Raw genomic sequence first — 18,635 nt, 5'->3', positions numbered from 1 at the left:
GTTACCTTAACTTCAGTGTTGCTAGACCAATAAGTACAAACATCAAAGAGAGAATCCAGAAACGCACAATAACGCGTGGCTCAGGCCATCCTTTTAACTCATAATGGTGATGAATAGGTGCCATGCGGAAGACACGTTTGCCACGTAGCTTATATGAACCGACCTGTAGCATGACCGATAAGGTTTCCATGACAAACACGCCGCCCATTATAAATAGTACCAGTTCTTGTCTGACTAAAATGGCGATAACTCCGAGCGTTGCGCCGAGCGCCAATGAGCCGACATCGCCCATAAATACCATGGCGGGGTAGGTGTTAAACCATAAAAAGCCGAGTCCAGCGCCAACGATGGCAGCGCATACCACGAGTAATTCGCCCGATAACGGTAAATAAGGGATTTGCAGGTATTCGGCAAAATTGACGTTACCTGACACGTAGGCAAATACACCCAAGGCGCCAGCAACCATAACCGTGGGCATGATGGCCAAACCATCAAGGCCATCGGTAAGATTCACAGCATTACTAGTGCCGACAATGACGAAGTAGCCTAAAAATAGATATAGCAGCCCCAGTTGAGGCATGACTTCTTTGAAGAACGGAACCAACAATGCCGTCTCGGCCGACAGTTGGCTGCTCCAATAAAGAAACCCAATGGCACAACTGGCAATTACCGATTGCCAAAAGTACTTCCACTTGGCGATCAATCCTTTCGGATCTTTGCGGATGACTTTGCGATAGTCATCAACAAACCCAATAATACCGAAACCAACAACGACAAATAGCGTTACGAGCACGTATTTATTTTCAAGGTTGGCCCACAGTAACGACGACGCCACAATCGCGGCCAAAATCAGTACACCGCCCATGGTCGGCGTCCCTGATTTACTGAGGTGACTTTCTGGTCCGTCATCGCGCACTGTTTGGCCGATTTGTAAACGTTGTAGGCGACGTATCAGCCACGGCCCTAACCAAACCGAGAGCATGAGCGCGCTCAGTACGCTGAGAATAGCCCTCAGAGTAAGGTAAGAAAAAACGTTAAACCCGCTTTCAAACTGAGTCAGATACTCAGCCAACCAAACTAACATGCGTGTTGATCTCCCTGTAATTCTGCGTTTTTGTAGTGTTCTTGTAACGCGTTAACGACACGCTCCATATGCGACGAGCGTGATCCTTTGACCAACACTGTGACGCGATCATTTATCGATTGTTGTGTAATGGTTTGTAAAACTTCATTCACAAGTCCATCAATGGATGAGAAGTGTTTACCCCCCCGTCCATTGAATACTTCACTGGCACTTTGGCTCAACACACCTAAAGTAAAGAACTTACCGATACCTGCATGAATCGCGTGTTCACCTATTTCTTCGTGATAAGCACGCGCCTCCGCACCTAGCTCGGCCATATCACCCAGTACCATGATGGTTGTGCCTTGATAACTGCCCAACAGATCGAGTGCCGCCTTGGTTGAGGCTACACTCGCATTGTAAGTATCGTCGATGACAGTTAAGTTGTTGGATAATTGAATTGGCGTGAGTCGCCCTTTAACAGGTGATAATGCTGCCAACCCAGCGATAATTTCATCAGCGGACATGCCTATTTCAAGCGCAGCAGCACTGGCTGCTAGCGCGTTCTTCACGTTATGTAATCCACTCAGCTGCAAAGCAACGGTCCAACTTTGGTCATTAATGCTCAACTTAAATGTGGGTTGCCCCAAGCTATTCAGCTCGATCTCACTCGCTCTAACATCAGCTTGCTCGCTCAAGCCGAACGTTTGCAGACGCTTGCCAGAACGGACTTTCTGCCAACAGGGTAAGTACTCACTCTCATACGGTGTGATAGCAAGCCCACTGTCTGGTAAACCTTGGAAAATTTCAGTTTTTGCTTTGGCGACACCCTGTACCGAACCAAAACCCTCGACGTGTGCCGCACTCACATTGTTTAAAATAGCAACGTCAGGGCGCGTTAATGAGGTGGTATAGGCTATCTCGCCGGTGTGATTAGCGCCGAGTTCAATAACTGCATATTGGTGCTGAGCCTCTAACCGCAACAGAGTTAAGGGCACGCCAATATCGTTGTTAAAATTACCAGCGGTAGCTAGCACCTTATGGTGTTGTCCAATAATTGCTGCCAGCATCTCTTTAACCGTGGTTTTTCCGTTACTTCCAGTGATTGCTATGGTTTTTGGTGCCACTTCAGCTTTTACCGCAGCGCCTAATTGGCCTAACGCATAACGCGTGTCCTCAACTAAGATATGAGGAATATCGTCAGCAAGCGGCTGTTGGGTGACGATAGCCGCGGCACCTTTTTCCAGCGCTTGTGGAATAAAATCGTGCGCATCAAACTGGTCTCCTTTGAGGGCAATAAACAATGCCGACTCTAGCGGTGCACGCGTATCTGTGCTCACCTGTTTGATCACCCGTTGCTTGTCCTTGACACCGTGAAGCTCACCATGCACGGCGCTAGCGACCCATTCTAAAGATACATCAATCATGGCTCACCCCGCTTATCCAGTCCTGCACGATCTGACGCTCGTTATAATCAATACGCTCTCGACCAATGACTTGGTAGTCCTCGTGACCTTTGCCTGCGAGCAATACCACGTCATCTTTGGCTGCACGCTCGATAGTATCGAGTACCGCTTGGCGACGACCTTCCATACTATGCACCTTACGTTTATCAGCAATACCTGCCATGATGTCAGCAATAATTTGTTGCGGCGCCTCAGTACGCGGATTGTCATCGGTCACTACGACACGATCAGCATATTCTGCCGCTACTTGACCCATTTGCGGTCGTTTACCGCGATCGCGATCGCCCCCACAACCAAATACACACCACAACTTACCCTTGCAATGTAAACGCAAAGCTTGCAAAACTTGCTGCAACGCATCAGGTGTATGCGCGTAATCGACGACAACTAAAGGAGAGTCGCCTGCTTGAAACGCTTCCATACGACCAGGCACCGGCACTAAGGCCCGGCAATGCTCGGCGATAGCCGCTAATGACTGCTGTTGTGCTAGCATAATTGCGACCGCGCTGACCACGTTATAGACATTGAAGCGACCCAGCAGCGGTGTGGTAAATTGAGCGGAACGTCCCTGGTAACTGAGCGTAAAAGTCGTGCCATGCTCTGCAAAGGCTAACTCACTGACTTGGATTTGCGCTCGCTCGTTGCCTAGCAGTGAGATTGACAGCACGTCTGCTGTACCATCGAGCCAACCTGCTAAATAGCTGTCATCGATATTGATAATGCGATGGTTCAGTTCAAAGTCTTCAAATAAGCGACGTTTAGCATCCACGTAATGGGTCATGCTGCCGTGGTAATCCAAATGATCACGACTGATATTCGTTGCTACTGCCGCTTCAAAATGCAAAGCCTCGACACGACGCTGGACCAATGCATGCGATGAGACTTCCATGGCGATAAAATCAGCACCCTCGGCGACTAACGTCGACAAACGCTGTTGCACGGTAACCGCATCCGGTGTCGTATGCTTCTCGGGCAATAGTTGCCCAATCAGACCGCTTCCCGTAGTACCAATAACGGCTGCCCTGTAACCCAGCTTTTCTGCTAACTGAGCCGCAAGGTGTGTTACCGACGTTTTGCCATTGGTCCCAGTAACACCTACCACTGTTGCCTTTTTCGATGGGTGATTAAAAAAGCGCCCGGCAATTTCCGATAGCTGCTCTTTAACACCCGGCATATAGAGGCATACCACGCCATTTGTAGTTTCACTTCGTAAACTAGGCCCCTCAGCCAAAATTGCACGAGCGCCTGCGGTGACGGCCTTGCCAATGTAATCGCGACCATCGGTGACATACCCAGGCACAGCGACAAATAAGTCGCCGTTGGCGACTTGTCGGCTATCCAATTTAATGCCACTGACCTCAACACGGGGAACAGGAATCGGCAATGGCGGGAGTAAATCACGGAGTTGCATCTGCACCTCCTACAAAACCTGCGGCTTTCATTGGCTGCGCCGTCATGTCATCGGGTGGAACATTAAGTAGTCGCATGGTCTGCGACACAATGCTCGAGAATACCGGTGCCGCTGCAGTACCGCCGTAATAGTCGTCGGTTCCGGGCTCATTAATGGTGACAACGACCACAATTTCAGGATTGGACGCCGGTGCGATTCCGGCAAATAACGCAACATATTCGTCACCATAGCCACCGGTGGCACGGGCTTTGCGGCTGGTACCTGTTTTGCCGGCAATACGATAGCCTGGTACTTGCGCTGCGGTGGCTGTGCCGTCAGAAACGACGCGTTCCATCATGTGCATAACAGCGCGAGTATTATCAGGATTGAATACTTGTTCAGATTCAGGTTTAGATTCGCGACGAAATACCGTTAATGGCATGTCGCGCCCGCCGTTAGCAATCATCGTATACGCTTTTGCTAGCTGGAGTGTGGTCGCGGACAAGCCGTAACCATAAGACAATGTTGCCAATTCAAAATCTGACCACCGACGACGCGTCGTTAGTAGTCCATAGCTCTCACCTAACAGTGACACGCCGGTATCGGAACCAAACCCAGCATCAAAGTAGGTTTCGAGCAGTCTATCAACACCCAGCTCAAGCGCCATAGTGGTAACACCCACGTTAGACGAGTGCTCCAGTACCTCCGTCAGAGACAATTTGCCTAGGTTACGGTGATCACTCACGCGACGACCACCGATACGCAACCAACCTGGGTTGGTATCAATAATATCGCCGACTTTATGCGTGCCGTGTTCCAACGCGCTCAATACCACTAAAGGCTTGACAGTAGAACCGGGTTCGTAGGCATCGGTAATCGTCCGGTTACGCATCTTAAAGCTTTGTAAGTCCGCACGATTATTAGGGTTGTAGGACGGGCTATTGACCATAGCCAACAGTTCACCTGTTTTGACATTGACCACAACAGCCGAACCCGACGTTGCCTGATTGTAGCGCACGGCCTTTTTCAGCTCGGTATAGGCAGTCGCTTGGATCCGCTGGTCAATGCTGAGTGTTAATTGTTTAGGTGGTTGCGCATCTGTTTGGCTAATTTCCTCAATAACCCGCCCTTGCGCGTCCTTGCGATAAACTCGCTTACCGGGAGTACCGGTTAAGTGGTCATCATATAATAGTTCAAGGCCTTCCTGACCTTGACCATCGATATTGGTAATACCCACGACATGTGCACTAATTTCACCGGTTGGATAATACCTACGCGATTCTGTTTTTAGGTAAACGCCCGGAATACCAAGTTGGCGCACGTAGTCCGCTTCACTGGGTGATACTTTACGCTGTAAGTAGACGAAACGACGTTCGGGGTCATCGACTTTGGCCATTAATTCATCTCGATTCATCCGAAACGTTTCCGCAAGCGCTTGCCAGCGGCGCTGATCAGCGAGCGCGCCGCTTTCTGCAATACGCTTCGGATCGGCCCAAACCGTTTCTACCGGAACACTCACCGCGAGCTCGCGCCCATTGCGGTCGACGATCATGCCCCGTTGCACGCCTAAACTATCGGAACGCAGACTACGCAGGTCACCTTGTAAGGAGTACTGCTCTGGATTGATCACCTGAATATAGGCGGCTCGAGCGACCAAGATGCTGAACACGAAAAACAGCACGCCCAACGCGGTGACAAAGCGCCAGCGCGTACCCGCTGGATTCAGCTTCTTAGCATTACGTTGGTTTTTCTTAGGTGCGCGCTTTATTGCCATGGCACTAGCACCTCGTGTTTAGCATCAACATCGATCATGCCGAGTTGTTCTTGAGCAATCCGTTCGACACGACTATGTTCAGTCAGTGCGGTTTGTTCGAGCACCAAGTGGCGCCACTCACGATCGATTCTGTCTTGTGTCGACAACAACTCATCTCGCTCACTGGTCAGCAAGCGATTCTGATGGGCGGTGTATATCACGGTTAATGCTGACCCAATCACCGCGATCGCGAGTGCAATCACCCATTTGAAGCGCGTTAAGTCTTGTAGCAGCATGACCGGCAACGAAGGATAGCGTGTCTTAACCATGTGCTAGCCTCCGTGCGATACGTAACACCGAGCTACGTGCGCGTGGATTCAATTCAAGTTCTGCCGCACTGGGTTTAATCGCTTTACTTTCCAGTGCTAAACGACGATCTTTATTCAGTTCGGCCTCAGTAATCGGCAATCCAGCTGGAACCTGTTTGGGTTGGCTGTGAGTACGCATAAAGCGCTTCACGATGCGATCTTCCAAACTATGAAAACTGATGACGACTAAGCGACCGTCCTCTTTTAACGCAGTCAAAGAAGCTTCTAGTGCGTCCTCGATTTGCTCCAACTCACGGTTCACATGTATACGAATCGCTTGAAAGCTGCGTGTCGCGGGATGCTTATGCTTTTCTTTCGATGGCACTAAACGACCAATCAGCTCAGCCAACTGGCGAGTTCGAGTAAACGGCTTTTGCTCCCGATCATGAACAATTGCTCGAGCAATTTTGCGCGCAAAACGTTCTTCGCCGTAGGTTTTCAATACATAGGTAATATCATCTTCTTCGGCATAACTAAGCCAGTCTGCGGCGGTTTCGCCACGACTGCTATCCATACGCATATCTAATGGTCCGTCGCGCATGAAACTAAAGCCACGCTCAGCATCATCAAGTTGTGGGGATGAGACGCCAAGATCGAATAAAATACCTGTGACTTGGTGAGCAAGCTGCTGTTGTTCAATGATGTGCGCGAGATCGCTAAAGGGAGTGTGGATAATACTGAAGCGCTCATCATCTGCCAGCGCTTGGGCTGACGCTATTGCCTGTGGGTCTTGGTCGAGGGCAATGACGCGCCCTTTGGGGGATAGTTTGTTCAGTAACGCACGCGTATGCCCGCCACGACCGAAGGTGGCGTCTATGTAGATCCCATCAGGGTCCGTCACGAGTGCGCGAATGGACTCCTCGAGGAGAACTGAAATATGCGGTGCGTTTTGTTCAGTCATTAAAGTGAAAAATCTTCTAGTCGTTCATTTAACTCAAAGTCACCTTCTTGCTCGACCTTGAGATCCTCTGCAATCTGTTGCTGCCAAGCCTCTTCTGACCAAATTTCAAATTTATTCAGTTGCCCAACTAGCATCAGTTTTTTCTCTAACCCTGCATGCAAACGCAGCGGCGAGGAAATCAGCAAGCGACCATTTTTATCCATGTCACAATCATCAGCGTGGCCCAGTAAAAGCCGCTGCAAGCGTCGCTCGGTGGGGTTCATGCTGGATAACTGTGTCAATTTTTTCTCGATGACTTGCCATTCTGGCAATGGATACAACAACAGGCACGGCTGTTTGATATCAATGGTGCAGACCATCTTACCGTCACAGTCGATCGACAGCGCATGACGATACTTGGCGGGTATAGCCAAGCGTCCTTTACTGTCCAAGTTTATTGTTGTTGCACCACGAAACATGATGTCACCTGATCGTTGCGATCCACAATTATCCACAAATCCCCACAATGTTACAGTCTAGGTAGATAAGATTCCCACTGTCAAGTTTTATCACGCGCCTAAACACGCTTTTACAAAGGCTTTGTTAGTATCGAAGAGTCGCTTGAGTGCTAGTAGGAAAAGCAGCGATCTTGAGAAGCACAATAATGGGATCAGTTAAGTGAATGATAATTATAAATTAATTAGACGTTATGACGGGACGGTCAATAAAGAAAGGACGTGAAGAAGCCCGCCGATAAGCCGGGTTTTGTCGTGGACAATCATTCATCTAGTAATACGGTTGCCCGTATTCTCAAGCAGTCTACCCGGGTTCAACGCGGGCCGCGCCAACGAACCCCTATTTGACCTTGCTCCGAGTGGAGTTTACCGTGCCACGTACTGTTACCAGACGCGCGGTGCGCTCTTACCGCACCCTTTCACCCTTACCTGAGCCGCGAGCGGCCATCGGCGGTTTGCTCTCTGTTGCACTAGTCGTCAGCTTTCACTGCCCAGGCGTTACCTGGCACTCTGCCCTATGGAGCCCGGACTTTCCTCCCCTTACCGAAAACGATAAGCAGCGATTGTCTGGCAGGCTTCTTCAGGCGGCGATTCTACGCATTTAGGCAACGCTATACAAATGTTTTAGTCGTCTGACTGAGCAATCGCCCATTGGTAAAGTGCATTTTTGCGGCCGCCATAAAGCTCAGCTGTCACCGCGGCTGCTTTTTTCAGTGGCAGGTGCTGCATTAATAAGGTAACCGCGCGTTGCTGCTCAGCGTTGGGTTGATCTTCCTGCGCGGTTTCCTTCTCGACACCACCGATCATCAACACCATCTCACCGCGCTTTTGGTTGCTATCTTCATGCATTTGGACAAGCAATTCAGCCGCGGTTCCGCTCAAATAGGTTTCATATTGCTTTGATAATTCGCGGGCTAATACCACATCACGTGTTGGCAAGATCTCGGCGATATCTTCAAGGCATGATTCAATCCGGTGTGGACTTTCATAAAACACAACAGAACGGGTTTGCTCGGCTAGGTTTGCAAACGCCTTTTTACGCGCCGCAGATTTGGCGGGCAGGAAGCCCTCAAACATAAATTTATCCGTTGCCAGGCCAGAACCAGCGAGTGCCGTTACAAAAGCACAGGCACCTGGTAACGCAACCACGGGTATCTGCTTTGCGCGACATTCGCGCACAATCACATAGCCGGGGTCACTGATGAGCGGCATGCCAGCGTCACTGATCAATGCGATATTTAGGCCCTGCTTCAGCTTTTCAATCAGTTGTCCCGCTCGACTACTCTCGTTGTGCTCGTGCACTGACAACACCTGCGTACTGACATTATATTGTTGTAATAACGGTCTACTATGACGTGTGTCTTCCGCAGCAATAAGATCAACCTGCTGTAAAGTAGTCACCGCTCGCTCCGTCATATCCGCCAAGTTACCGATTGGGGTTGGCACAATGTATAGCGTTCCTAAGCTTTGCGATGACTTTTCACTTTGTTGCTGTGACATGGTGATTCCGTTGTGTTGTAATTCGAGTAGCGACTTATAGTATCATTTAACTTTAAACACGTGATAATTTTGCTAGGCGGTGAGTGTGAACGTATTGATTCAATCTAAAGGTTTATCATTAGCGACCTACGCTAAACTGAGTATCATTTGTTTGGGGACCGCCTTGCTTATCAGCTGTGCGCAATCACCTCAGCGCAATACTCAACCAAGCACCTCACCGGTCGATGAAAATGTTGTTACACCTGCAAATAAAGGCGATACGTTGACCGCCGAGCAGTGGGTCGAAAGAGCGCGTAATGAAGGCAACGCAGCGAGCCAGCAAATGGCGTTAGTCGAGGCCTCTTTCGCTTTTCAGAATCAAGGCGATTATCAACGCAGCGCAGCTATCCTGTCGCAGCTTGATCCAACGACAATGCGACCGTCAGATAAGCGGTTGTACGCGCTGTCGTTGGCGCGCTGGCATCATCATAGTGGTGAGTGGCAACGAGTGATTGAACAGCTTGCACCGACTATGAATCAATTCACCGATCGCCAATTAAAACGTACCTCCCTGCTGTTAGTCGCCGACGCTTATCAGCAGCAAAAACACTATTGGCAAGCCTTGAGTTACTTAGATGAGGCTTATCAAACCGATAATGATATGAGCCTCGATACGCTGTGGTCGGTCGCGCGCCAAGTGAGCAGCGAGCAACTACCTTCGCAACGCCCTAACCGCACGAGCTTGGCGGGTTGGTGGCGGCTTATTGAGTCCACTCACCGGGCGCAATCCGCCGATAATCTAAAACAGGCGTTGGAGCAATGGCTAACCGCCTACAATCAACACTACGCCCGTTCAATCGTTGAGCGTTTCATAACTCATAACGACTTTCAGGTTATTAAAGAAGTTTCAGTACTGCTGCCATTGTCGGGAAGTTATCGACTACAAGGCGAAGCCGTGCGCGATGGTATTATCGCTTCAGCGGCGCAACTCGCTGATGTGCACGTGCGCTTTTATGATACTGAAGCAGAAGACTTAGCCACACTGCAAGCCCGTCTACTTGAACAAGATCAGCAATTCGTCATCGGGCCGCTATTGAAAAAACATGTCAATGCTTGGGTTCAACAACCGATGCTCGGCGTTACACAAGTTTACTTAAACCAACCTGAGTTATCCGATGATGTCATCATACCGAGTGGTCATGTGACCTTTGCATTAGATAGTGAAACAGAAGCGGCACAAGCAGCTGACTACATCGCGGGAACAGCGAAACTAAGTAGTATCATTTTTGCGGCCAAAAGCGGTGCCGGGACTAAAATGGTCAATGCCTATAAACGCAGTTGGCCGACAAATAGTGAACGGACGGTTGAAAGTAGTTGGTATAGTAGCACCGAAGAAATGCAATCCGCCGTTGAACATGCGTTAGGCGTCGCAGCGAGCGCGGACCGTATTAGAAATGTAAAAATTGCGGCGGGTAAGATTATCGTTGATGCGCAAGAGCGCAGTCGTAGCGACGTCGATGCAATATACATTGCAGGTAACCTAGAGCAAGCCCGACTGCTTAAGCCCTTTATTGACGTGAACCTGTCGCCTTTTGCGCCGCCGGCCGATGTGTTTGCCAGTTCGGCGATTCACCGTGTGACCAATCAAAAAGGAGACAACGACTTACGGGGTATTGTATTCACCGAAGCGCCTATTTTACTGCCAAACCAGCAGCCATTTGCCATCAATACGTGGTTGCAGCTGCACACGAATGCGGATTTAAACGATGCACGGTTAGTGGCTATGGGACACGATAGTCTCACGGTATTGGAGCAAATCGACTCGTTACGTTGGATGCGAGGAAAATCTATCAGTGGCATGACAGGCCGACTTTCCATACACTTAAATAATATTCATCGGCAGATGAGTTGGGCTAAATTAACGCCATCAGAGGTCAACGTTATCAAGCCCTAATGTCTACCAGAAAACGTGGAATTGAAGGTGAGTCGCAAGCGAGTCGGTTCTTGCGCAACCATGGACTCACGATTGTGCAACACAATTACCGTGTACCCTGCGGTGAAATCGATATCATTTGTCGCGAGCACGACACCTGGATATTTGTCGAAGTTAAGCGACGCAAAAATAGCGAGTTTGCCTCAATTTTAGAGCAAATTACGACGCGTCAGTGTCAACGCATCAGACGCGCGGCGCAGTACTTTTTAGTCGAACAACAAGTAAATGAGTACCTCGCAAAGGTGCGCTTTGATATTATTACAATAAACGATAGCCAGGTTACGATTGAATGGTACAAGGACGCTTTTTAGTATGAACGAAGAACGTATTAAGGCGCTATTTACTGAAAGTATTCAAACGCAGATTTCTGCAATTGAAAGCCTTTCAGAACATATTGAAGATTGTGTCGATCTGTTGGTCAACAGTTTGCTCGCCGGACAACGTTTGTTCGTTTGTGGCAGCGGTGCCAGCCATATGCTGGCTGAACACTTCGCACGTGTGATGAATATCGGCTATAAGATTGAACGCCCCGCGTTTCCCGTCATCGCACTAAATCAGTATGCCCAAGCGCAGGTTGCCTCTCTTGCTCAAGCGGGCGACTTGCTATTAGTGTTTGCGACACGTGAGAGTGATGACTCAGCGCTTATCGAAACCATGGAAACTGCGCTCAGTCGCAACATGATTATGGTAGCGATTACGGGTCAACAGAATGATATGGTTTCAGGATTACTCGGTGCCAATGATTTAGAGTTGCAGATTCCGTCATTAAACGAATCCCGCGTACTCGAGCAACAACTGTTAATCAGTCAATGTATAAGTGAATTGGTTGAGAATACAATTTTCCCTCAGGAGCACGATTGATATGAGTCGTCATACACATACTATTCGTTGGTTACTCATTGCCGGGCTTTCAGTCCCGTTGCTACAAGGGTGTGCAGCTGTAGCCGTCGGCGCGGCCGCGGTCGGTGTATCATCCGCAACAGACCCGCGCACGTTAGGTACGCAACTGGATGACCAAGCAATAGAGATGAAAGCGAACGCCAAACTAGGTAATGATAAGCAATTGGAAGATTATCGCATCCGAGTGGTGAGCTACGGTAAGCAGGTACTGCTGGTGGGCCAAGTCGACACCGATGCACAACGGGCTCGTGCAGAGGAAGTGATTTCGGATACCAATGGTATTGAGCGTATTTTCAATCAGATCCGTTTGGCAAGCAAAGCAGGCATAGCCACTCAGGCGAGTGATACATGGATATCAAGCCGTGTCCGCATGAAACTCATTGCCGACGATCAAGTAGACGCGACCGACGTAAAAGTAGTTACCGAGAATGGTGAAGTATTCTTACTCGGTATCGTTAATGATTCTGCAGCTGACAGAGCGGTTGAAATTGCGCGGAATATTGATGGTGTGCAAAAAGTGGTGAAAGCATTTAGTAGAGCGCGTTAGGCGCTCTACTACTGACAATAGCTATTTGATAACTTTTAAATTCGGCTTCTTCTTGCTCGAACTCTTACTCGAAGGTTGCTCAGATTTATTGCCTTCCACTGTATCCAAGGACACCGAAGGTGTCTCCTCAGACTCTTCAGCTTGTGGCATTTTATCCAACTGAGGTTCGGCTTCAAACATTGCCCCTGCGCCGTTTTCACGAGCATATATCGCTAATGCAGCGGTCATTGGCACGACAACTTCCATTGGTTGACCACCAAAACGTGCATTGAAGCGTACTTCCGTATCCATGAGTTGCAGACCGACCACTGCAGTCGGTGAAATATTCAACACGATTTGTCCATCTTGAACAAACTGCTGCGGTACTTTGGTGCCAACGATAGTCGCATCAACCACCAAATGAGGCGTCAGTTGGTTGTCGACGATCCAGTCGTAAAGCGCCCTCATTAGGTAGGGACGCTTTGCTGTCATATCACTTAATTCCATAACCGCTCCAATCGAAGGTTAAAAGAATTACAGACGCGCGATTTCTCGCTCAACATCGGTCAGTGATTCTTGAAACGTCTTGCGTTCAAAAACTCGGACCATGTAAGCTTTTACATCTTTTGCGCCTTGCCCTGTCAGTTCAATACCGTAGCTTGGTAGGCGCCATAATAGCGGTGCTAAATAACAATCGACTAAACTGAACTCTTCACTCATGAAGTAAGGGGTATCAGCAAAGATCGGTGCTAAAGATAAAATCCCTTCACGCAGTTCTTGGCGTGCTTGGTTATCTCCTGCCATAATCTTATCCGCTAAAGTGTACCAATCACGTTCGATGCGGTGCATCATTAAGCGGCTTGTACCGCGTGCTACGGGGTAAACAGGCATCAATGGCGGATGCGGAAAACGCTCATCGAGATATTCCATAATGATGTGAGCGTTATAAAGAACAAGCTCACGATCCACCAAAGTGGGTGTCGCATCAGGATAAGGATTTAACTGCATTAAATCTTCAGGGCGCTCATCGCCACTGACAAAACTAATTTCTACCCCGACACCTTTCTCTGCTAGTACCAAGCGAACTTGGTGGCTCTTCAGATCGTTCTTGCTGGAATATAACGTCATCACTGAACGCTTATTTGCTGCAACCGCCATGTATTTCTCCAGATAATTTCAACAGCAAAAGGGTGGCAAGCCACCCTTTTCTACTGAGCTCGAATACTGCTTACTTAAGATCTTTCCAGAACTCTTTCTTCAGCAACCAAGCTAAAATGGTGAACACCAATAAGAAACCAAATACGAACCAACCCATACGGCGTTGTTCAAGTTTCATTGGTTCACCCATATAGACCAAGAACGAAGTCAGGTCGAGCATCGCTTGATCATATTCACTTTCAGTTAAACGGCCTTTGCCATCGGTTTTCAGTCCGACATAAACCTTTTGCATTTCGCCATCAATGCGGCGCTCTTCATAGGTTTTTTCTGGCAAGCCTTGTAACTCTTGCAGTACATGTGGCATGCCCACATTCGGAAAGACCGAGTTATTGACACCAAACGGACGACTATCATCGCGATAGAACGAACGTAAGTACGTGTAAATCCAGTCAGGACCGCGCACACGCGCTACGTTGGTTAAGTCAGGTGGTGGATTACCAAACCATGCACCGGCTTTTTCAGGAGACATGTTATTGGTGATGAGATCACCGGCTTTGTCACCTGTAAACTGCAAATTTTTCTGACCAACTTCCTCAGGAATACCCAAGTCTTCGAACATGCGGTTGTAACGCGCGTACTCGAGTGAGTGACAGCCTAAGCAGTAGTTCATGAACAACTGTGCACCACGCTGCAACGACGCTTTGTCATGCAAATCAACTTTTGCCTCGTCAAGCGGCACAGTTGGTCCCGCCGCAAATACGAGCGACGGGATAAGTGTAGCAAGAGCGATTAGTAATTTTTTCATTATGACGTCACCCTTTCTGGTACCGGCTTGGTCTTCTCACGCTTACTGTAGAAGAACAGCAATACGAAGAAGGCGAAGTATAAGAACGTAAATATCTGTGCAAACACTGTTGCTGTTGGCGTAGCCGGTTGCGTGCCCAAGTAGCCCAGTACTAAGAAGCTGACCGAGAATACCGCCAAGTTTAACTTATGCAGCACCGAGCGATAGCGAATCGAACGTACGCGACCACGGTCTAGCCAAGGCAACAATGCCAATAGCACAATCGATGCGAACATCAGAATTACGCCGAATAGCTTGTCAGGAACCGCCCGCAAAATAGCGTAGAACGGTGTGAAATACCAAACCGGTGCAATGTGTTCTGGTGTCTTCAGTGGGTTTGCCGGCTCAAAGTTCGGTGGCTCAAGGAAGAAGCCGCCCATCTCAGGCATAAAGAAGATCACATAACAGAACAAGAATAAGAAAATACCGATACCGACTAAATCTTTAACGATGTAGTACGGGTAGAACGGAATCGCATCCACAATGTCGTATTTCTTAGTGAAACGCTCGTGGAACTTGAATTTCGGTTTTTCTTCATCAGGCACTGAGCCTTTCGGCTTTTTAATCGGCACACCGTCTGGGTTATTAGAGCCCACTTCGTGCAATGCGATGATGTGCAAGAACACGAGGATTACAAGCACTAACGGCAACGCGATAACATGAAGCGCGAAGAAACGGTTCAGGGTTGCGCCCGAAATCACGTAGTCACCGCGGATCCACAGTGTTAAATCATCACCGATGACTGGAATCGCACCAAACAAGGAGATGATTACCTGAGCACCCCAGTACGACATCTGACCCCAAGGTAGCAAGTAGCCCATGAAGGCTTCAGCCATTAGTACTAGGAAGATAAACATACCGAACAACCACAGTAATTCACGTGGTTTTTGGTAGGAGCCGTAAAGCATGCCGCGGAACATGTGCAGATAAACTACGATGAAAAACGCGGACGCTCCGGTCGAATGCATGTATCGGAGCAGCCAGCCGTATTCGACATCACGCATGATGTATTCGACTGATGCGAACGCACCCTCAGCACTCGGCACGTAGTTCATGGTTAACCAAACGCCCGTTAGGATTTGGTTGACCAATACCAACATCGCTAGAACGCCGAATAGGTACCAGAAGTTAAAGTTTTTCGGAGCAGGATACTGTGCAAGGTGGATATTCCAAGTTTTGGTCATTGGAATACGTGCATCGATCCACTCAACGAATTTATTAGCCATTATGCTTGCCCCTTATCTTCGCCGACCAAGATCGTGTTGTCGTCAACGTAATAATGTGGCGGCACAACCAAGTTTAATGGTGCCGGAACACCCTGGAAAACACGTCCAGCGATATCATAGGTCGAACCGTGACACGGACAGAAGAATCCTGACTCAACACCTTCTACGTGCTCTTCCATTTCTTTAGGTAAGTAGCTCGGAGAACAACCTAGGTGGGTACAGATACCTACAGCAACGAAAAATTCTTTTTTAATTGAACGATATTCGTTCGCTGCATATGAAGGTTGTTGTGGCTCTTCAGAATTAGGGTCGCGCAGACGATCTTCATGAGTCTTAAGACCATCGAGCATCTCAGTTGAACGGCGAACAACCCAGACGGGCTTACCTCGCCATTTAACACGAATCATTTGACCCGGTTCTGCTTTCGCGATGTTAACTTCGACCGGTGCCCCGGCGTTCTTTGCCCTCGCGCTCGGATTCCATGATGCGATAAAAGGAACGGCGACACCCACCGCTCCGGCACCACCAACGACTCCGGTCGCGACCGTCAAAAAACGACGGCGGCCTTTATCTACAGGCGCATTGCTCATCCATTTACTCTCCAGTTGGACGCTCCGCGATCCATGGCCGCGAAGTCGGGAATTAGCTGCTGCGTTATCCGCCTATACGGATTACAAAAAATGCTCAGAAATGATAAAGAAAACCCACATGTTTTACAAGTGATTCGCGGTGTATGGCGCGCGTTGCTCTCATAACAGGCGTTTACATTCGTAAACAGAGGCTCACTGGCAAGTAAAAATAAAAAAGCCCAGCGAATGCTGGGCTTTTCGTAAAAACGTAAAATTAACGTTTTGAGAACTGTGGACGCTTACGTGCTTTGTGTAAGCCCACTTTCTTACGTTCAACTTGACGAGCGTCACGCGTAACGTAGCCTTCTTTACGCAAGGTAGAGCGTAGGCCTTCGTCATATTGCATCAGTGCACGGGTAATACCGTGACGGATTGCGCCCGCTTGACCCGTTGTACCACCACCGCTCACGGTGATGTAAAGGTCGAATTTCTCAGTCATTTCTACTGCTTCAAGCGGTTGACGAACAACCATTTGTGCAGTTTTACGACCAAAGTAATCTTCCAACGCACGTTGGTTGATTTGGATGTTGCCGCTGCCCGGACGCAAGAATACGCGAGCAGTTGAGTTTTTGCGGCGACCTGTACCGTAGTATTGATTATCTGCCATAGTATGCTTGCTCCGTTATAGATCCAGTTGTTTAGGTTGTTGAGCAACGTGGTTGTGCTCAGCACCTGCGTACACTTTCAGTTTACGGAACATGGCACGGCCTAGAGGTCCACGAGGCAACATACCTTTTACCGCTTTCTGAATTACCATTTCAGGTTTCTTAGCAATCAGTTTTTCAAAGCTGATTGATTTGATACCACCCGGGAATCCAGTGTGCGAGTAGTACATTTTGTCCTGAGCTTTGTTACCAGTTACAGCAACTTTCTCAGCGTTTACGATGACGATGTAGTCACCTGTATCAACGTGAGGCGTATACTCAGGCTTATGCTTACCACGCAAACGGCGTGCTACTTCAGTAGCCAAACGACCTAACGTTTTACCTTCTGCGTCAATTACATACCAGTCGCGTTTTACCGTTTCTGGCTTTGCTACAAATGTTTTCATTTTGAAAAAACCTAATTTTAAATGTTCACGGACAGTAATTCCGGGCTTCCCCGCGAATCACAACAATAAAAAAATGATAAAAATCATTAGTTTATTTGCTGCAACCATGGGCTAACGAGATGTTAACGCCATGGACTGTAACGTGGGCTGCGCGGATTATAGGAAAAATGCGCTCAAAGATCACGCATTTTTTGAAATTTCTTATAGGTTTCGAGCGCCATTTATGCGCGGTGCGCCAGTGCTAAATATTCTTCACTTTGCATTTCCTGCAAACGACTCACGCATCGACGAAACTCAAAACTTAATTGCCCCTCGCTATACAATGAGTCAATGGGCTGTTGTGCGGATAAAATCAATTTAACTCGGCGCTCATAAAATTCGTCAACCAACGCAATAAAGCGACGCGCAACATCATCATTATGGCGTCCCATTTGTTCAACATTTGAGATAATCACGGCATGATAGAGTTGAGCAATCTCCATGTAGTCCGTCTGACTGCGTGCTGTTTTACAGATATCGGCAAAATCGAAGAAAACCACATCGTCACACTCCCCCCTGACCTGAATCGCCCGACCTTCAATCTCGACAGAGTGAGATTCAAACGCGCACCCTTTTTCTGGCGCTAAGTTATGAAACGATTCGACCAATAATTGGTCAGCTTGGTCATCATTGGGCACATGAAATAGCTTTGCTTGCGTCAACGTGCGTAAGCGATAGTCGATACCGCTATCAACATTAACCACAGCACAGTGCTGCTTAATTAATTTTATTGCCGGAATAAATCGTGCGCGCTGTAACCCGTTTTTATACAGGTCGTCGGGTACGATGTTGGATGTTGCAACGAGCACTACTTGGCGTTCAAACAAGTACTCAAACAATTTACCGAGTAACATCGCGTCAGTAATATCTTGTACAAAAAACTCATCAAAACAAATCACATCCGTTTCAGCCGCAATGCGATCGGCTACCGTAATCAAGGGATCCGATTTCTGCTGTAACTGTTTAAGTTCACTATGTACACGCTGCATGAATCGGTGAAAATGCAGACGCCACTTGTTTTTGATAGGCAGGGTTTCATAAAAGGTATCCACCAGATACGTTTTACCCCGGCCTACGCCGCCCCAAAAATATAAACCTTTCGGTGGCGTCGGAGGCTTGCTAAACAAACGCTTTAAGACAGAACGTTGTTTATTTTCTTGCCACTTAAGTAAATCATCGTAGAGGCGCTGTAACTGCTTGACCGCGTGCTCTTGCGCTTCGTCATAGCTGAAGTCCTCGCGTTCTAAATCATTTTTATAACGCTCAATTGGCGTAAAGCACGGGTTCGACACTACCACTTCACCTCAGTTACTATTATCCTATAGGGCATCTATTTTATCACGATGCCCTGAATC

The 18,635-nt window shown here is 48.4% G+C and carries 20 protein-coding genes and 1 other RNA gene; 4 read left to right on the top strand and 17 right to left on the bottom strand.

Annotation, left to right across the window (positions count from 1 at the left end):
- Window position 1: 1 nt before the first annotated feature.
- The 9 genes from mraY to rsmI form a co-directional block, all read right to left on the bottom strand.
- A complete protein-coding gene (gene mraY / locus BFR57_RS05805) occupies window positions 2–1,084 on the bottom strand; it encodes a phospho-N-acetylmuramoyl-pentapeptide-transferase (RefSeq protein WP_071463077.1) in 1,083 nt (360 codons plus the stop codon).
- Window positions 1,078–2,490 (bottom strand): UDP-N-acetylmuramoyl-tripeptide--D-alanyl-D-alanine ligase, encoded by a 1,413-nt coding sequence (murF, locus tag BFR57_RS05800; RefSeq protein ID WP_071463076.1) that lies wholly within the window; start codon window positions 2,488–2,490, stop codon window positions 1,078–1,080. Before murF ends, mraY begins: the two co-directional genes overlap by 7 nt.
- Complete coding sequence (gene murE / locus BFR57_RS05795; protein WP_071463075.1) at window positions 2,483–3,940, bottom strand: UDP-N-acetylmuramoyl-L-alanyl-D-glutamate--2,6-diaminopimelate ligase; 1,458 nt, start codon at window positions 3,938–3,940, stop codon at window positions 2,483–2,485. Before murE ends, murF begins: the two co-directional genes overlap by 8 nt.
- A complete protein-coding gene (locus tag BFR57_RS05790; RefSeq protein WP_071463074.1) occupies window positions 3,927–5,693 on the bottom strand; it encodes a penicillin-binding protein 2 in 1,767 nt (588 codons plus the stop codon). The genes murE and BFR57_RS05790 overlap by 14 nt, the downstream gene beginning before the upstream one ends.
- Window positions 5,684–6,001, bottom strand: a complete 318-nt coding sequence (gene ftsL, locus BFR57_RS05785; protein WP_071463073.1) for a cell division protein FtsL — start codon at window positions 5,999–6,001, stop codon at window positions 5,684–5,686. Before ftsL ends, BFR57_RS05790 begins: the two co-directional genes overlap by 10 nt.
- Window positions 5,994–6,941 carry a 16S rRNA (cytosine(1402)-N(4))-methyltransferase RsmH gene (gene rsmH / locus BFR57_RS05780; protein WP_071463072.1) on the bottom strand — a complete coding sequence of 316 codons (948 nt, stop codon included), beginning with the start codon at window positions 6,939–6,941 and terminating at the stop codon, window positions 5,994–5,996. Before rsmH ends, ftsL begins: the two co-directional genes overlap by 8 nt.
- Window positions 6,941–7,399: a division/cell wall cluster transcriptional repressor MraZ gene (mraZ, locus tag BFR57_RS05775; protein ID WP_071463071.1), complete on the bottom strand. Its 459-nt coding sequence runs from the start codon at window positions 7,397–7,399 to the stop codon at window positions 6,941–6,943. Before mraZ ends, rsmH begins: the two co-directional genes overlap by 1 nt.
- A 259-nt stretch (window positions 7,400–7,658) precedes the next feature.
- Window positions 7,659–8,014: RNase P RNA component class A (gene rnpB, locus BFR57_RS05770), an RNA gene on the bottom strand.
- 45 nt (window positions 8,015–8,059) lie between these two features.
- Window positions 8,060–8,935 (bottom strand): 16S rRNA (cytidine(1402)-2'-O)-methyltransferase, encoded by an 876-nt coding sequence (rsmI, locus tag BFR57_RS05765; RefSeq protein ID WP_071463070.1) that lies wholly within the window; start codon window positions 8,933–8,935, stop codon window positions 8,060–8,062.
- Between the two features lie 85 nt (window positions 8,936–9,020).
- On the opposite strand from rsmI, the gene BFR57_RS05760 reads away from it, so the two are divergent.
- From BFR57_RS05760 to dolP, 4 genes are read left to right on the top strand one after another with little or no spacing between them, the layout of a single operon-like run.
- Complete coding sequence (locus BFR57_RS05760) at window positions 9,021–10,868, top strand: penicillin-binding protein activator (RefSeq protein WP_071463069.1); 1,848 nt, start codon at window positions 9,021–9,023, stop codon at window positions 10,866–10,868.
- Window positions 10,868–11,218 (top strand): YraN family protein, encoded by a 351-nt coding sequence (locus tag BFR57_RS05755; RefSeq protein WP_071463068.1) that lies wholly within the window; start codon window positions 10,868–10,870, stop codon window positions 11,216–11,218. Before BFR57_RS05760 ends, BFR57_RS05755 begins: the two co-directional genes overlap by 1 nt.
- A gap of 1 nt (window position 11,219) precedes the next feature.
- Window positions 11,220–11,768, top strand: a complete 549-nt coding sequence (locus tag BFR57_RS05750; protein WP_071463067.1) for an SIS domain-containing protein — start codon at window positions 11,220–11,222, stop codon at window positions 11,766–11,768.
- A 1-nt stretch (window position 11,769) separates the two neighbouring features.
- Window positions 11,770–12,354, top strand: coding sequence for a division/outer membrane stress-associated lipid-binding lipoprotein (dolP, locus tag BFR57_RS05745; protein WP_071463066.1), 585 nt, complete (start codon window positions 11,770–11,772; stop codon window positions 12,352–12,354).
- Between the two features lie 21 nt (window positions 12,355–12,375).
- Here dolP and BFR57_RS05740 read toward each other — a convergent pair whose 3' ends face one another.
- The 8 genes from BFR57_RS05740 to zapE form a co-directional block, all read right to left on the bottom strand.
- Window positions 12,376–12,825, bottom strand: a complete 450-nt coding sequence (locus BFR57_RS05740) for a ClpXP protease specificity-enhancing factor (protein WP_071463854.1) — start codon at window positions 12,823–12,825, stop codon at window positions 12,376–12,378.
- Window positions 12,826–12,867: 42 nt separating this feature from the next.
- Window positions 12,868–13,491, bottom strand: a complete 624-nt coding sequence (sspA, locus tag BFR57_RS05735; protein ID WP_071463065.1) for a stringent starvation protein SspA — start codon at window positions 13,489–13,491, stop codon at window positions 12,868–12,870.
- Between the two features lie 70 nt (window positions 13,492–13,561).
- Window positions 13,562–14,296, bottom strand: coding sequence for a cytochrome c1 (locus BFR57_RS05730; protein WP_071463064.1), 735 nt, complete (start codon window positions 14,294–14,296; stop codon window positions 13,562–13,564).
- A complete protein-coding gene (locus tag BFR57_RS05725) occupies window positions 14,296–15,561 on the bottom strand; it encodes a cytochrome bc complex cytochrome b subunit (protein ID WP_071463063.1) in 1,266 nt (421 codons plus the stop codon). Before BFR57_RS05725 ends, BFR57_RS05730 begins: the two co-directional genes overlap by 1 nt.
- Window positions 15,561–16,151 carry a ubiquinol-cytochrome c reductase iron-sulfur subunit gene (gene petA, locus BFR57_RS05720; RefSeq protein WP_006956791.1) on the bottom strand — a complete coding sequence of 197 codons (591 nt, stop codon included), beginning with the start codon at window positions 16,149–16,151 and terminating at the stop codon, window positions 15,561–15,563. The genes BFR57_RS05725 and petA overlap by 1 nt, the downstream gene beginning before the upstream one ends.
- Window positions 16,152–16,404: 253 nt before the next feature.
- A complete protein-coding gene (rpsI, locus tag BFR57_RS05715; protein ID WP_071463062.1) occupies window positions 16,405–16,797 on the bottom strand; it encodes a 30S ribosomal protein S9 in 393 nt (130 codons plus the stop codon).
- A gap of 15 nt (window positions 16,798–16,812) precedes the next feature.
- The gene (gene rplM, locus BFR57_RS05710; protein ID WP_071463061.1) at window positions 16,813–17,241 is read right to left on the bottom strand and encodes a 50S ribosomal protein L13; all 429 of its coding nucleotides are present in this window, start codon (window positions 17,239–17,241) and stop codon (window positions 16,813–16,815) included.
- Between the two features lie 221 nt (window positions 17,242–17,462).
- On the bottom strand, window positions 17,463–18,572 hold the full coding sequence (gene zapE, locus BFR57_RS05705) for a cell division protein ZapE (protein ID WP_071463060.1): 1,110 nt from the start codon (window positions 18,570–18,572) through the stop codon (window positions 17,463–17,465).
- Window positions 18,573–18,635 lie beyond the last annotated feature (63 nt).

The sequence above is a fragment of the Idiomarina sp. MD25a genome (assembly GCF_001870515.1).
Lineage (GTDB): Bacteria > Pseudomonadota > Gammaproteobacteria > Enterobacterales > Alteromonadaceae > Idiomarina.
The sequence above is the reverse complement of the archived record's forward strand: the minus strand, read 5'-3'. Positions and strand labels throughout refer to the sequence as shown.

Bases quoted from the DNA above. Each gene is read 5' to 3' on its own strand.
- mraY (WP_071463077.1), bottom strand. From the start codon at position 1,084: ATGTTAGTTTGGTTGGCTGAGTATCTGACTCAGTTTGAAAGCGGGTTT.
- murF (WP_071463076.1), bottom strand. From the start codon at position 2,490: ATGATTGATGTATCTTTAGAATGGGTCGCTAGCGCCGTGCATGGTGAG.
- murE (WP_071463075.1), bottom strand. From the start codon at position 3,940: ATGCAACTCCGTGATTTACTCCCGCCATTGCCGATTCCTGTTCCCCGT.
- BFR57_RS05790 (WP_071463074.1), bottom strand. From the start codon at position 5,693: ATGGCAATAAAGCGCGCACCTAAGAAAAACCAACGTAATGCTAAGAAG.
- ftsL (WP_071463073.1), bottom strand. From the start codon at position 6,001: ATGGTTAAGACACGCTATCCTTCGTTGCCGGTCATGCTGCTACAAGAC.
- rsmH (WP_071463072.1), bottom strand. From the start codon at position 6,941: ATGACTGAACAAAACGCACCGCATATTTCAGTTCTCCTCGAGGAGTCC.
- mraZ (WP_071463071.1), bottom strand. From the start codon at position 7,399: ATGTTTCGTGGTGCAACAACAATAAACTTGGACAGTAAAGGACGCTTG.
- rsmI (WP_071463070.1), bottom strand. From the start codon at position 8,935: ATGTCACAGCAACAAAGTGAAAAGTCATCGCAAAGCTTAGGAACGCTA.
- BFR57_RS05755 (WP_071463068.1), top strand. From the start codon at position 10,868: ATGTCTACCAGAAAACGTGGAATTGAAGGTGAGTCGCAAGCGAGTCGG.
- BFR57_RS05750 (WP_071463067.1), top strand. From the start codon at position 11,220: ATGAACGAAGAACGTATTAAGGCGCTATTTACTGAAAGTATTCAAACG.
- dolP (WP_071463066.1), top strand. From the start codon at position 11,770: ATGAGTCGTCATACACATACTATTCGTTGGTTACTCATTGCCGGGCTT.
- BFR57_RS05740 (WP_071463854.1), bottom strand. From the start codon at position 12,825: ATGACAGCAAAGCGTCCCTACCTAATGAGGGCGCTTTACGACTGGATC.
- sspA (WP_071463065.1), bottom strand. From the start codon at position 13,491: ATGGCGGTTGCAGCAAATAAGCGTTCAGTGATGACGTTATATTCCAGC.
- BFR57_RS05730 (WP_071463064.1), bottom strand. From the start codon at position 14,296: ATGAAAAAATTACTAATCGCTCTTGCTACACTTATCCCGTCGCTCGTA.
- BFR57_RS05725 (WP_071463063.1), bottom strand. From the start codon at position 15,561: ATGGCTAATAAATTCGTTGAGTGGATCGATGCACGTATTCCAATGACC.
- petA (WP_006956791.1), bottom strand. From the start codon at position 16,151: ATGAGCAATGCGCCTGTAGATAAAGGCCGCCGTCGTTTTTTGACGGTC.
- rpsI (WP_071463062.1), bottom strand. From the start codon at position 16,797: ATGGCAGATAATCAATACTACGGTACAGGTCGCCGCAAAAACTCAACT.
- rplM (WP_071463061.1), bottom strand. From the start codon at position 17,241: ATGAAAACATTTGTAGCAAAGCCAGAAACGGTAAAACGCGACTGGTAT.